General features: G+C 64.2%; 13 protein-coding genes and 1 tRNA gene. 8 read left to right on the forward strand and 6 right to left on the reverse strand.

Annotated features, from left to right (window positions below; all coding sequences use genetic code 11):
• Positions 1 to 97 precede the first annotated feature (97 nt).
• The gene (locus AC3A6M_RS05590) at positions 98 to 415 is read right to left on the reverse strand and encodes a helix-turn-helix domain-containing protein (protein WP_487851742.1); all 318 of its coding nucleotides are present in this window, start codon (positions 413 to 415) and stop codon (positions 98 to 100) included.
• A gap of 84 nt (positions 416 to 499) precedes the next feature.
• On the opposite strand from AC3A6M_RS05590, the gene AC3A6M_RS05595 reads away from it, so the two are divergent.
• The 3 genes from AC3A6M_RS05595 (at position 500) to AC3A6M_RS05605 (ending at position 4,199) form a co-directional block, all read left to right on the forward strand.
• Positions 500 to 865 (forward strand): VOC family protein, encoded by a 366-nt coding sequence (locus AC3A6M_RS05595; protein ID WP_487851743.1) that lies wholly within the window; start codon positions 500 to 502, stop codon positions 863 to 865.
• A gap of 155 nt (positions 866 to 1,020) precedes the next feature.
• Positions 1,021 to 3,738 (forward strand): polysaccharide deacetylase family protein, encoded by a 2,718-nt coding sequence (locus tag AC3A6M_RS05600; RefSeq protein ID WP_487851744.1) that lies wholly within the window; start codon positions 1,021 to 1,023, stop codon positions 3,736 to 3,738.
• Positions 3,739 to 3,878: 140 nt separating this feature from the next.
• Positions 3,879 to 4,199: a KTSC domain-containing protein gene (locus AC3A6M_RS05605; protein WP_487851745.1), complete on the forward strand. Its 321-nt coding sequence runs from the start codon at positions 3,879 to 3,881 to the stop codon at positions 4,197 to 4,199.
• 128 nt (positions 4,200 to 4,327) lie between these two features.
• Here the strand turns inward: AC3A6M_RS05605 and acs are convergent, their stop codons facing one another.
• Positions 4,328 to 6,331, reverse strand: coding sequence for an acetate--CoA ligase (gene acs / locus AC3A6M_RS05610; protein WP_487851746.1), 2,004 nt, complete (start codon positions 6,329 to 6,331; stop codon positions 4,328 to 4,330).
• Between the two features lie 221 nt (positions 6,332 to 6,552).
• Here acs and AC3A6M_RS05615 point away from each other — a divergent pair, with 221 nt between their 5' ends.
• From AC3A6M_RS05615 to AC3A6M_RS05630, 4 genes are all read left to right on the forward strand, one after another.
• Positions 6,553 to 7,161 carry a YqhA family protein gene (locus AC3A6M_RS05615; protein ID WP_487851747.1) on the forward strand — a complete coding sequence of 203 codons (609 nt, stop codon included), beginning with the start codon at positions 6,553 to 6,555 and terminating at the stop codon, positions 7,159 to 7,161.
• A 16-nt stretch (positions 7,162 to 7,177) separates the two neighbouring features.
• Positions 7,178 to 8,713 carry a fumarate hydratase gene (locus AC3A6M_RS05620; RefSeq protein ID WP_487851748.1) on the forward strand — a complete coding sequence of 512 codons (1,536 nt, stop codon included), beginning with the start codon at positions 7,178 to 7,180 and terminating at the stop codon, positions 8,711 to 8,713.
• A gap of 104 nt (positions 8,714 to 8,817) precedes the next feature.
• Complete coding sequence (gene murI / locus AC3A6M_RS05625) at positions 8,818 to 9,681, forward strand: glutamate racemase (protein WP_487851749.1); 864 nt, start codon at positions 8,818 to 8,820, stop codon at positions 9,679 to 9,681.
• A 74-nt stretch (positions 9,682 to 9,755) separates the two neighbouring features.
• Positions 9,756 to 9,831, forward strand: a tRNA-His gene (locus AC3A6M_RS05630).
• A 75-nt stretch (positions 9,832 to 9,906) separates the two neighbouring features.
• Here the strand turns inward: AC3A6M_RS05630 and AC3A6M_RS05635 are convergent.
• From AC3A6M_RS05635 to AC3A6M_RS05645, 3 genes are all read right to left on the reverse strand, one after another.
• Positions 9,907 to 10,584, reverse strand: coding sequence for a hypothetical protein (locus AC3A6M_RS05635; RefSeq protein WP_487851750.1), 678 nt, complete (start codon positions 10,582 to 10,584; stop codon positions 9,907 to 9,909).
• Positions 10,585 to 10,635: 51 nt separating this feature from the next.
• On the reverse strand, positions 10,636 to 11,046 hold the full coding sequence (locus AC3A6M_RS05640) for a hypothetical protein (RefSeq protein ID WP_487851751.1): 411 nt from the start codon (positions 11,044 to 11,046) through the stop codon (positions 10,636 to 10,638).
• A gap of 125 nt (positions 11,047 to 11,171) precedes the next feature.
• Entirely contained in the window at positions 11,172 to 11,546 is a 375-nt protein-coding gene (locus AC3A6M_RS05645) for a YXWGXW repeat-containing protein (protein ID WP_487851752.1), read from the reverse strand.
• Positions 11,547 to 11,856: 310 nt separating this feature from the next.
• Between AC3A6M_RS05645 and AC3A6M_RS05650 the strand changes: the two genes are divergently transcribed.
• On the forward strand, positions 11,857 to 13,371 hold the full coding sequence (locus AC3A6M_RS05650; protein ID WP_487851753.1) for a vanadium-dependent haloperoxidase: 1,515 nt from the start codon (positions 11,857 to 11,859) through the stop codon (positions 13,369 to 13,371).
• A gap of 53 nt (positions 13,372 to 13,424) precedes the next feature.
• On the opposite strand, the gene AC3A6M_RS05655 is transcribed toward AC3A6M_RS05650, so the two are convergent.
• Positions 13,425 to 13,766: an energy transducer TonB gene (locus AC3A6M_RS05655; RefSeq protein ID WP_487851754.1), complete on the reverse strand. Its 342-nt coding sequence runs from the start codon at positions 13,764 to 13,766 to the stop codon at positions 13,425 to 13,427.
• Positions 13,767 to 13,823: the final 57 nt, after the last annotated feature.

Consider the following 13,823-nt stretch of genomic DNA (forward strand, 5'->3'; position numbering starts at 1 on the left):
CCGACTTGATCCCTGCCTGATCCAAAGGGGACATTTCTACTTTGGAGAGCAGGGGACATTTCTATTTAGCGTTGACAGTGCAACCGTCCAACGGCGGTCACGCCACCTCCAGCCGGCGCCGCCACGGCCTCAGCACATGGCGCACCGGATTGACCTGCGATCCCACCTCCTCCGCCCCGATCAGCCCGCGACGCTTCAGGTGCCGCAGCGCCACCTGCACTGCCGACTTGGACAATCCTGTCTTCACCGCGATGGTCTGCAAACTGGCCGGCACCTGGTCGCGCCCCAGCGCCTGGGCGCTGTGCAGCAGGAACAGATACACGACGAACGCCGCCGGCCGCCGGTCATGCCCCACCAAATCGGGCATCAGGACATCGAATACGTAAGCGTCGAGCGAGGACTGGCGGGTAGTCATGAATACTATAGTGTTTAAAAGCACACGGAGGGCGATGGTGCCACGATAATCACACCCACTACAAGTACAACAGGAAACAAACCCATGATCACCCAACTGAAATTCGTCAGCATCCCCGTCTCCGACCAGGACCGCGCCCTCGCCTTCTACACTGACAAGCTCGGCTTCGAGATCGCCACGGACCAGCCGATGGGTCCGGGCAAGCGCTGGATCGAACTGCGCGTGGCGCATTCGGGCACCCGCGTCGTGCTGTTCACGATGGACGGACAGGAAGACCGCATCGGCACCTTCTTCAACGGCGCCTTCGCCTGCGACAATGTGGAGGCGACTTATCGCCAGCTCAGCGCGCGCGGGGTCGAGTTCATCGAGCCGCCGACTGTGCAGCCTTGGGGATCGTTTGCCAAGTTCAAGGATCCGGATGGGAATACTTTTGTGTTGTCCTCTTCGTAAAAACAACTTGGGTCCCCGCCTTCGCGGGGACGACGTCGAATGCGGGAGCGGCTAATACGACTTTTCAGTATCGTTTGACGCGTCTCGCGCTTTTCCCTGTTCCAGATCTGTCCAGTGGTGATATTGTTGCTTGATTAGAACTTTTCACCACTGCCGTGAAACGCAAAGCCCTCTACCTCGTCATCTTCGCCGTCGCTGCCGCCGGCGCCGCCACCGGCACCTTCATCGTCTCGCGCAAGCCGGGCGCGTCCGCTCCCCAGGCCGCCGGGCCGGCCATCAACGTCAGCGCCATCTCGGACGACATGCGCCACATGCTGGACGCCTACCGCAAGATGATCGTGCTGACGCTCGACGAAGACGGTTTGTCGGCCGCCGCGCAGGCGCAGACGCATGAAGTCGGCCAGCAGATCTTCCACGATAACCAGGAACGCATCGGCAAGGTCGACGACGCGCTCGCCAGGCTGCTGGCCTCTAGCGATCCGCGCCGCTTCGAGGCGGTCGGCAGCCTGCTCGATTACGTCGAGTCGAACGAGGGCCTGTACGACGCCGACCGCCTCGCCTTCCGCGAACTGATGCAGTCGCTGCTCGGCCACGTGGCGAAGGATTCGTCGCTGCCGGCCATCAAGCTGCACAAGCGCGTCTCCGAAGACCTCGATGCGCTGGCCGAGATCGAGCGCAACTACGAAAAGGAGATCCGCGCGGTGTTCGGGCGCTACGAGTCGCGTTCGATCGCCCTCAAGCGCGAAAAGTGGGACAGCTACGTCGCCTACCTGAAGACCATGTACCAGCGCGACCGCATCCTCAAGGATTACGGCGTCGTCATGCCTTATTCGGCAAATGAGCCGGCCAAGCCGGAACCGGCCGAACCGGGACCGTCGCCCCAGGCACGGCAGCCGCAGAAAGAGGACGACGAGATCTTCGGCAAGGCGCTGCCGAAGAAGACCGTGGTGCTGACCTTCGACGATGGTCCGCACCGCCGCTACAGCGAAGAGATCGCCGCCATCCTGAAGCAGTACGGTGCGCCGGCCGTGTTCTTCAGCGTCGGCCGCAACATCGGCACGCTCGACGCGAACGGCGCGGCCCACCTCGGCGCCGGCGCGGAAGTCAGCCGCAAGCTGAAAGCGGCCGGCTACGTGCTGGCCAACCACAGCCTCACGCATGCGCAGTTGTCCAGGCAGAGCGGCGATGGCCTGAAGGCCGAGATCCTCGGCACCGACGCCCTGCTGCGCGCCGTCGATCCGCAGCGGTCAAGCCTGTTCCGCTTTCCCTACGGCGCGCGCAACAAGGAAGGCATGCACATGCTGGCCGATGCGCATCTGAAATCGGTGATGTGGAATATCGATTCGCTCGACTGGGCCGATCCGGTGCCGTCGTCGATCGCCGAACGCGTGCTGCGCTCGGTCGACAAGGAAGGCCGCGGCATCATCCTGTTCCACGACATCCACGAGCGCACCGTGAAGGCGCTGCCGCTGGTGCTGGAAAAGCTCGCGGCCGAGGGCTACCAGTTCGCCGGCTGGGATGGCAGCACATTCAAGGTCAGCGGTTCCGCCGCTGCCAGCGCCGCGCAGTTGCCGATCCAGCGCGCGGCCGCCACCGGCTACGCCAACTCGTGGGCGATCCTGGTCGGCATCGACGAGTACAAGAAGTGGCCGCGCCTGCAGTACGCCGTGCGCGATGCCGAAGGAGTCGGCCAGCTGCTGGTGCAGAAGTTCGGCTTCGCGCCCGAGCGCGTGATCACGCTGAAAAACGAACAGGCCACGCGCGCCGGCATCCTCGGGGCTTTCCACGACCTTCTCGAGCGCGGCAAGAGCACGGGCGGACTGCAGCCGAACGACCGCGTGTTCGTGTTCTTCGCCGGGCACGGCGCCACGCGCAAGCTCAGCTCGGGCCGCGACCTCGGCTACATCGTTCCCTCCGATGCCGATCCGGACAACCTGGCCACCGACGCCATTCCGATGACGGAAATCCAGAACATCGCCGAGAGCCTGCCGGCCAAGCACGAGCTGTTCGTGATGGATGCCTGCTACAGCGGCCTGGGGCTGACGCGCGGCGGCGCCAACGCGTCCTTCCTGCGCGAGAACGGGCGCCGTCTCGGCCGCCAGATGCTGACGGCGGGCGGCAGCGACCAGCTGGTGTCGGACGGCGGCCCGAACGGCCACTCGGTGTTCACCTGGACCCTGCTGCAGGGCCTGGGCGGCAAGGCCGACCTGAACGGCGACGGCCTGATCACGGCGACGGAACTGGCGGCCTATGTGGCGCCGGCGGTGTCCAGCGTGTCGCAGCAGACGCCGGCCTTCGGCAGCCTGCCGGGATCGGAGGGCGGCGACTTCGTGTTCGAGCTGCCGGAAGAGACGGAATTCCTGAATACGAACACGGCCCAGCTGTCGAACGACGCGATCGCGCTGAACACCAGGCTGGACGCCAAAGCTTCTCCTCCCTCCTCGACCGTGGTGGTGAAGGACCTGCAGGGCGGCACCGCCACCATCAAGGCGCCCGCCGCGGTGCCGGTATCGAGCCGCCAGCAGGCCCAGCGCGCCAACGACCACGGCCTGCAGCTGTATAAAGAGAAGCAGTACGCCCAGGCCGAGGCCCAGTTCACCGAGGCCCTGAAACTGCGCCCGAACTTCGCGCTGGCGGCCAACAATCTCGGCTTCGTGTTCTACAAGCAGGACAAGTTTGTGGAGGCCGCGCGCTGGTTCGAGAATGCGATCAGGATGGATCCGTCGCGGGCGATCGCCTACATGAACCTGGGCGATGCGTATGCGCGGGCGGGCCAGGGTGAGAAGGCCCGGACTGCCTACAAGACCTACCTGGAGCTGGCGCCGGGTGGGAGTGGTGCGGGGTATGCTAGGCAGCAGCTCGAAAAACTTTGATATCGTCGTTCCCGCGCAGGCGTAATAGTGCCCCCGGCACTATTCCCCAAGTTAGCTGGTCATTCGCAAAACTTGGATCCCCGCCTGCGCGGGGACGACGTATCGAGGTAGCGGGAACGACGGACTTAAAGGTAACCATCATGGACATGAAACGCATCAACGCCGGCAAACTCCGCGCCATCGGCTACGACCCGAAGGAACGCATCCTGAGGGTCGAATTCGACGACGGCAGCGCCATCGATCATTCCGGCGTCGGCAGCGAAACCTGGCGGCGCTTCTCGACCTCGGGCGCGGCCTGGAGTTTTTATCGCGACAATATCGAGGAAGAGTTCGCGGGCACGCGCGGGCGCGCGGAAGTCGCCAGCAAGCGCGCCGAGCTCGATGCGCTGTTCGGCGGCGCCGAAGCGCCGAAGAAACCGAATCCGCTCGACGCCCTGTTCAGGCAGCCCGGCGACGAATAAAAAAACGTCGCACCGTTTTCACGGATGCGGCGTCAACTCTGCTATCAATCGATACGGAAGCGTGGGCACGTGGTGCCCACCCTACCCTGCTGACCGTAGGGTGGGCTCCCCGAGCCCACGCGGACGATTTACGCGGATTCCTTCAGCTGATCCAGAATCGCCGGATTCTCCAGCGTCGACACGTCCTGGGTGATGGTCTCGCCCTTGGCCAGCACGCGCAGCAGGCGGCGCATGATCTTGCCGGAGCGGGTCTTCGGCAGGTTGTCGCCGAAGCGGATTTCCTTCGGCTTGGCGATCGGGCCGATCTCCTTGCCGACCCAGTTGCGCAGCTCGGCCGCCAGCTTCTTCGCTTCTTCGCCGGTCGGGCGGGCCTGCTTCAGCACCACGAAGGCGCACACGGCTTCGCCGGTGGTCTCGTCCGGCTTGCCGACCACGGCGGCTTCCGCCACCATTGCGTGCGCCACCAGCGCCGATTCGATCTCCATCGTGCCCATGCGGTGGCCCGAGACGTTCAGCACATCGTCGATACGGCCGGTGATGGTGAAGTAGCCGGTGTCCTTGTTGCGGATCGCGCCGTCGCCGGCCAGGTAGTATTTGCCGCCCAGCTCGTCCGGATAATAGGCGCTGCGGAAGCGGTCAGGGTTGTTCCAGATGGTGCGGATCATCGACGGCCACGGGCGCTTCACGACCAGGATGCCGCCCTGGCCGTTCGGCACGTCGGCGCCGGCTTCGTCGACGATGGCGGCCATGATGCCCGGCAGCGGCAGCGTGCAGGAACCCGGCACCATCGGGGTCGCGCCCGGCAGCGGGGTGATCATGTGGCCGCCGGTCTCGGTCTGCCAGAAGGTGTCGACGATCGGGCAGCGCTCGTTGCCGACGTTCCTGTAGTACCACATCCAGGCTTCCGGATTGATCGGCTCGCCCACCGTGCCCAGCAGGCGCAGGCTGGACAGGTCGAAGCTCTTCGGATGCACTTTCTCGTCGGCGTTCGACATCTTGATCAGCGAACGGATCGCGGTCGGCGCGGTGTAGAAGATCGAGACCTTGTGCTTGGCGATGGTTTCCCAGAAGCGGCCGGCGTGCGGGAAGGTCGGCACGCCTTCGAAGATGATCTGGGTGGCGCCGACCGCGGTCGGGCCGTAGCAGATGTAGGTGTGGCCGGTGACCCAGCCGATGTCGGCCGTGCACCAGTAGACGTCCTCCGGCTTGATGTCGAAGGTCCACTTCATCGTCAGCGCGGCCCACAGCAGGTAGCCGCCGGTGCTGTGCTGGACGCCCTTCGGCGTGCCGGTCGAGCCCGAGGTGTAGAGGATGAACAGCGGATGTTCGGCGTCGACCCACTCCGGCTCGCACTGTGCGGACTGGCTGTCGACCAGGTCGTGCAGCCACAGGTCGCGGCCTTGCTGGAAGTTGATGTTGCCGCCGGTGCGCTTGTAGACGATCACGTCCTTGATGGTGTCGCAGCCGCCCATCGCCAGCGCTTCGTCGACGATGGCCTTCAGCGGCAGGGCCTTGCCGCCGCGCATCTGCTCGTCGGCGGTGATGATGGCCACCGCGCCGGCGTCGATGATGCGTTCCTGCAGCGATTTCGCCGAGAAGCCGCCGAACACGACCGAGTGGGTGGCGCCGATGCGGGCGCAGGCCTGCATCGCGGCCACGCCTTCGATCGACATCGACATGTAGATGATGACGCGGTCGCCCTTCTTGATGCCGCGCGATTTCAGGCCGTTGGCGAATTTGCAGACGCGCTCGTGCAGCTCGCGGTAGGTGGCGCGGGTGACCTGGCCGTCGTCGGCCTCGAAGATGATCGCGGTCTTGTCGGCATTGCCGTTCGTCAGGTTGCGGTCGAGGCAGTTGTACGATGCGTTCAGTTGGCCGTCGGCAAACCATTTGTAGAACGGCGCATTCGATTCGTCGAGGGTCTGGGTGAACGGCTTCTGCCATTCGATGTTCTCGCGGGCCAGCCTGGCCCAGAAACCTTCGTAGTCGCTGGCGGCTTCGTCGCACAGCTTGCGGTATGCGTCCATCCCGGAGATGGTTGCGTTGGCGGCGAAGTCGGCAGGCGGGTTGAACACGCGATGCTCGTGCAATGCACCCTGCTCCAGTTCCTGATTGGTCTCGTTCTCAGCCATACTAGTCTCCATAGTAGTTTTGTTTTGCCACATACCATATGCGTACTCGCTTACTGAGCCCTTACAGACCAGCCTGGGCCGTAGTAGCCGCGGCACGCCTTCCGGCATCCCAAGATCATTTTACCAACCTTTACGGAACATCGAAGGCAAGCCAGCCGCGCGCAGCAGGTGTAGAATGTTGAGCTGTTTTGACCGCGGCCGTTCACCGGCCTCCATCACAGATGCTCGAATCGCAATCCCCCTCCGGTGCCCGCAAGCGCAGCGCCATCGCCAATTTCATGTTCGCCAGCCGCTGGCTGCAACTGCCGCTCTACCTCGGCCTGATCCTGGCGCAGTGCGTCTACGTGTTCCATTTCTGGGTCGAACTGAAAGACCTGGTGCTGGCCGCGATGGGCAACGAAGACGCCCTGCAGCACATCTTCCAGGCCGTCGCCGTGCCGGGCGCGCCGCTGCCGAGCAAGCTGAACGAAACCACCATCATGCTGGTGGTGCTGGGCCTGATCGACGTGGTCATGATCTCGAACCTGCTGATCATGGTGATCGTCGGCGGCTACGAGACCTTCGTCTCGCGCATGTACCTCGAAGACCATCCGGACCAGCCGGAATGGCTGTCGCACGTGAACGCGTCCGTGCTGAAGACCAAGCTGGCGATGGCGATCATCGGCATCTCCTCGATCCACCTGCTGAAGACCTTCATCAACGCGAATGCCTACGAGCCGAAGGTGCTGATTTCGCAAACCACCATCCACGTCGTGTTCCTGCTGTCGGCAATGGCGATCGCCTACACCGACCGGATCATGACCAATACCGCAAGCACCACCAAACACTAACCTGAACGAGAACGAAATGACTGTCATCAAACAGGAAGACCTGATCGAATCGGTCGCCGCCGCGCTGCAGTACATCAGCTACTACCACCCGGCCGACTACATCCAGCACCTGGCGCGCGCGTACGAAGCCGAGCAGAGCCCGGCCGCCAAGGACGCGATCGCCCAGATCCTGACCAACTCGAAGATGTGCGCCGAAGGCAAGCGCCCGATCTGCCAGGACACCGGCATCGTCAACGTGTTCCTGAAGGTCGGCATGAACGTGCGCTTCGAAGGCTTCGGCAGCGGTTCGATCACCGACGCCGTCAACGAAGGCGTGCGCCGCGCGTACAACTTCGCCGACAACAAGCTGCGCGCCTCGATCGTCGCCGACCCGCACTTCGAGCGCAAGAACACCAAGGACAACACCCCGGCCGTCGTGCACATGGAACTGGTGCCGGGCGATACCGTGGACGTCAAGGTCGCAGCAAAAGGCGGCGGCTCGGAGAACAAGACCAAGTTCGTGATGCTGAACCCGTCCGACTCGCTGGTCGACTGGGTCCTGAAGACCGTGCCGCTGATGGGCGCCGGCTGGTGCCCGCCGGGCATGCTGGGCATCGGTATCGGCGGCTCGGCCGAGAAGGCGATGCTGATGGCGAAAGAGTCGCTGATGGAAGACATCGACATGTACGAACTGAAGCAGCGCGGCCCGCAGAACAAGCTGGAAGAGCTGCGTATCGAACTGTGCGACAAGATCAACGCGCTGGGCATCGGCGCCCAGGGCCTGGGCGGCCTGACCACCGTGCTGGACGTGAAGATCAATATGTACCCGACCCACGCGGCCTCCAAGCCGGTGGCGATGATCCCGAACTGCGCCGCCACCCGCCACGCCCACTTCGTGCTGGACGGCTCGGGCCCGGCCTACATCGAACCGCCGGCGCTGTCGACCTGGCCGGACGTGCAGTGGACCCCGGACACCCAGAAGTCGAAGAGCGTCAACCTCGACACATTGACCCGCGAAGAAGTCGCCTCGTGGCAGCCGGGCCAGACCCTGCTCCTGAACGGCAAGATGCTGACCGGCCGCGATGCCGCCCACAAGCGCATCCAGGACATGCTGGCCAAGGGCGAGCAACTGCCGGTGGACTTCACGAACCGCGTGATCTACTACGTGGGCCCGGTCGATCCGGTGCGCGACGAAGTGGTCGGCCCGGCAGGCCCGACGACCGCCACCCGCATGGACAAGTTCACCGACATGATGCTCGAGAAGACCGGCCTGATCGCGATGATCGGCAAGGCCGAGCGCGGCCCGGCCGCCATCGAGGCGATCAAGAACCACAAGTCGGCCTACCTGATGGCGGTCGGCGGTTCGGCCTACCTGGTGTCGAAGGCGATCAAGTCGGCCAAGGTGGTCGGCTTCGAAGACCTGGGCATGGAAGCGATCTACGAGTTCGAAGTGAAGGACATGCCGGTGACCGTGGCTGTCGACTCCACCGGCACCTCGGTGCACCAGACCGGTCCGAAGGAATGGGCTGCGAAGATCGAGTCGCTGAAGGGTATTCCGGTCAGCGTCGCCTGATAACGTAGGGTGGGCACACCGTGCCCACGCGGACGCCGGCAACTTGCGCACGTCACACGTGGGCACATGGTGCCCACCTACGAGCCGGCGTTATCATCTCTTCCATGACCTCTTCCTCCTCATCCCACGACGCCCCGGTCGGCATCTTCGATTCCGGCGTCGGCGGACTCTCCGTCCTGCGCCATGTGCGCGCCCAGCTACCCCACGAACACCTGGTCTACGTGGCCGACACCGGCTTCGCACCCTACGGCGACAAGCCGGAGGAAGTGGTAGCCGAACGCTCGCTCGCCATCGCCCGCTTCCTCGTCGCCCAAGGCGCGAAGGCACTGGTCGTCGCCTGCAACACGGCGACCGTGGCAGCCGTGAAGCTGCTGCGCGCGCGCATGCCTGACATGCCCATCGTCGGCGTCGAGCCCGGCCTGAAGCCGGCCGCCGCGGCGAGCAGGAACGGCAAGGTCGGCGTGCTGGCCACCGAGCGTACCCTGGCCGGCGCCAAGTTCCTGCAACTGCGCGACCAGGTCGCGGAAGCCACCGGCGCGCAATTCCTGCTGCAACCCTGCCAGGGCCTGGCCGACCAGATCGAATTCGGGGAGCTCGATTCGCAGGAGACGGCCGCCATGCTGAAGCGCTACATCGCCCCGCTGCTGGCGCAGGGCGCCGACACCCTGGTGCTGGGCTGCACCCACTATCCGCTGGTGCAGGCCTCGATCGAGCGGGTGATCGCGGAAGCAGGCGCTGACAACGTGGCGCTGGTCGACACCGGCGAGGCAGTCGCGCGCCAACTGGGCCGCCTGCTCGAGGCCGGCGGCCTGCTGCGCCCGTCCGATGCGCAGGGGCCGGCGCGCATCGAAGCCTATACGAGCGCGAGCGCCACCGCGCTGTCGGCGGCGTTCAACAGCCTGATCGGCATCGATCCACCCGTGCACGAGACCCATTTCGCCCTGCCCCGTACTGCTGGGCACATTTAGATTTGCCAGATGGGGAAGGTGCCGCTATAATCTCGTTCTGTCTCGGCAACAACGAGACAGCAAGCAAGACAGTGGTGGCTGTAGCTCAGTTGGTAGAGTCCAGGATTGTGATTCCTGTTGTCGTGGGTTCGAGTCCCATCAGCCACCCCAAGAATTCGATGAAAAGCCCGGTTCGCAACACCGGGCTTTTTGTTTTTCCGGAGACACGGCCGCAGTCCTGCTCATTCACGGGGCATGCCCACCGGTATCCGGCGTATCCCCGGCGCCCGGCGCTTCCTGTTTGAGCGGAACGCCGTTGATGGTCACGACATTGATGTTCGGAGCGTTAATAATTTGTTGAATTATTCTGACGTTCTTCACGATGGCCTTGTGCCTGCGCCCCTGGTGGGGATGCTGGCTCGGTCCCGTTTGCGCCGGCTTCTCGTTCATCCTGTGACGGATTTCTTCGGTTTCGGCCCGGATCCTGTCGATCTCGGCAACTGAAAACTCCTTGTCGATTTGCCGTTGCATTTCGCTGTCCGCATGCCGGTCGTAGATCAGCTGGCCCTGACCCGCCAAGGCGATGATCGCCCCTACCGTCGCCAGAACCACCTGTATCCTGCGATTCCCCAGTGTTCCACGCTTTGCCCCAGCGGCTGTGCGCCTGCCGGAGAAGCGGAAATCGATCGAGTTTCCGGTTCGGGCAAACTCCAGGCACAATTCCGAATCCTGCTCCGTCCTGAGGTACTCGAGATAATCAGGGGGCGGATAAGCCAGTTCGAAGGCGCCGGCCAGCGCTTCCCTTTCATCAGCCACCAGGCTGTAGATGTTCGACATCGCTGACAAGAGCAATGCCAACTGCGAAGCCGGCAATGACGTGAAGCCGACATGAAGGCTTAGAGGAGCGGACGAATCTTCATTCATGATGATGTCCTGGGCCGGCAAGGTGATCGGAGCGTCAAGAATAACGCAGATCTACCGGCACCGAAACTCCAGCCCGCCCGCCATCAGCGCATCCCTGCGCACCGGCCTTTTCGCGATGCAACGCCCCGCACTACGCGCATCGAAGCGCACGAAGCGGGAAGTCCCCATGTACAGGCAATCGACCTGGTAAGTCATGGTGCGCGGGCCCTTCTTGAGGTTCCAGGACTGGAACAAGGTGCCTCCCAGTTGCCACTCGTCGTCGGGCGCGCCTTGCGGCAAGGCTTTGTCGCCGAAGCGGCTGCCAGGCAGGTAGGCGAGCATCCGCACCCGGTCGAGCCGCACCTTGCCGGCCTTCCATTCCGGCGGGGCGTTGAGCGGGCATTCGAGGACGGCGGCGTTGGCCATGCAAAAGGGAAGCAGCAGCGCACAGAAAGCGATTTTCTTTCTAGAAATGCGAGGCATGATCGTCTTTTGTCATCTCCGGACTACCCATGCTACATACCGCTCAGCCGGACTATTTGCGCCCCCTCACCCGCAAAAACAAAGAGCCAGTCACATGACTGGCTTCTTGCGTTGGCTGGGACGGATTACGAACGGTTCGGATTGTTCGGACGGTTGTCGAAGCGGTTCGGCACGCCGTCGCCGTCGCGGTCGCCGCGGCGCCAGCCGCCGCGTTCCAGGGTCCAGCCGTTGTCGCCCTGGCGCCATTCCGGACGGTGGTAGGTGTAGCCCTTACGAACTTTCTCGAAGTGCCCTTTGACCCACACGTAGCGGTGGCCGTTCCAGTTCCAGTAGCCCGGCGCCCATTCATAGCCGCGGCGTGCGTGCGGCACGGTTTCGTGGCGCGGCGCCGGCGGCGCGGTGCGGACGACCAGGACGTCACCTTTTGCGAACGCCTGCGCCGGCACGAAAGCGGCGGTGCTGATCAGGGCTGCGGCAGCGGCACAGAGGATACGTTTCATGATGCTTCTCCTTTCGGTTGGTGTGAAACCACTATAGCGATCCGAAGAGCGAAACAGTGGTTTTGATGCAACTGCTTACACCCGAAACATGACGCGACAGAGGTGTAACAGAAACCCTGCGCGTGTTGCGCCACGTTAAGCCTCTTTCGATGCTGGGCGGAATCGTCGCTGTCGCCGATCAAACCCCTTTGCGGTTGTGCTTGTTCCGATCCGGCCGACCCCGTACCGTCGAAGCACCGGGCCCGCTTCAGCGTCCGCCTGACGCGCAGCGGACGCCTGTCCTCCTTGCGCTTCCGACCGGAGTTCTGCCATGAAATTGCGCGTCAAGCCATTGCTCTGCACCCTGCTCTTCCCGATGCTGGCCGCCAGCGCCGGATCGTTGCTGCCGTCCGTCGGCGGCAGCCCCGTGGTGCCGGCCTTTTACCCGTCGCAGCCGGACTCGCATGCGCCGCCGTGGCGCTACCCCGCCCCGTCCGGCCCGAACGCCAACGCCCGCCTGGCCTACTGGAGCGAACAGGCGTGGCGCACGATCGCGATCGACCATGCGCCGCCGCCGGCCGGGCCTTCCGCCTATTTCGAACAGGCCGGCCCGACGCGCAGCAGCCGCGTGCTGGCGATCTTCCACATCGCCATCTACGACGCCCTGAACGCCATCCGCCGGCGCTATCCCGGCTACAGCGGCTCCCTGCCGGCGTTTGCCGACAGCTCGCCGGATGCGGCGATCGCCCAGGCCGCGCATGACGCCCTGGCCGCCCTCTATCCCCGCCAGGCCGCGCGCCTGGACGCCGTGCTGAACGCCGACCTGGCCCGGCTGCCCGGTGGCCGCAATAAACTGAACGGCATCGATATCGGGCGCCGCGCCGCCGCCGCGATCCTGGCGCTGCGCGCCAACGACGGCTCCCAAAGGCCCGAGCCCATCGTCGGCGAGGACTATCCGCTCTACACCGAACCCGGCAAATGGCGCCCGGATCCGGTCAGCGGGATCCAGCTCGCGTTCGGCGCCTGGTGGGGTTATGTGAAACCCTTCGTGCTGCCCTCGGTGGGCGCGTTCCGGCCGCCACCGCCGCCATCCCTGGCCAGCGACGCCTACACGGGCGCCTTCCATGAAGTCAGGCAGCTGGGCGGCAACGGTCCCGCCACCCGGCGCACAGGCGAACAGACCAGGATCGGCATCTACTGGGGCTACGACAGCTCGGCCTGGCTCGGCACACCCCTGAACATGTACAACCAGATCGCGATGCAGATCATCCGCACGCACACCACGGACCCGCTCGAACAGGCCAGAGCGCTGGCCCTGCTCAACGTCGGGCTTGCGGACAGCGTCATCGTCGGCTGGGAAGCCAAGTATTACTACCGCTTCTGGCGGCCCGTGCACGGCATCCGCGAAGCCAGCCCGGGCACCGGACCGACCGGCCGGGGCGACGGCAACCCGGACACCCTGGCCGCCCCCAACTGGACGCCGCTGGGCGCGCCGGCCAGCAATCTCGTCGGCCCGGACTTCACCCCGCCCTTCCCCGCCTATCCGTCCGGCCATGCGCTGACGGGAGGCGCAACCTTCCAGACCTTGCGCAAGCTGTACGGCGACAGGGTCCCGTTCACCTTCCTCTCGGATGAATGGAACGGCGTCACGCGCGATAACGAAGGGTGGATCAGGCCGCGCTGGCCGCGCAGCTACGCCAGCTTTTCGCAGGCCGAGGCGGAAGCCGGGCAAAGCAGGATCTACCTCGGCGTGCACTGGCAATTCGACAAGACGGCCGGTCTTGCGTTGGGTCACCAGGTGGTGGACTACGTATTCAGGCGCGGGCTGGTGCGTCCGCAGCCGTAAACGACAAACCGGCCACGCGGGCCGGTTGTTCGTCATTCAGGCAGGAAGAAGAATCAGTCCAGCTTCCAGGAGTAGTCGACCTTGGTCCAGGTCTGGGCCGGTGCGCCGTCCTTGGTGCCCGGCTTGAACTTGCACGACGACAGGCCTTTCAGCGCTGCCTTGTCCAGGCCTTTGAAGCCGCTCGACTTCTCCAGCTTCGAATCCGCCACCGAACCGTCGGCATTGACCAGGAAGGACATCGAGGTCACGCCTTGTTCTTCGTTCATCAGCGACGCTTTCGGGTATTCGACCTTGCACTTCGACGGATCGAAGCTTGCCGGCGTCTCTGCGGCAGCAGCGAAACCGGTGACGAACAGAGCAGCAACCAGGCCGACGGCAAATTTCTTGTTGGACATTTTAGTTTCCCCTAAATAACAAAGTTTTTTTAAAAGGCCGGTGTGTTACCGGCCGTT

Source organism: Telluria sp. Soil_C_11 (genome assembly GCF_057657395.1).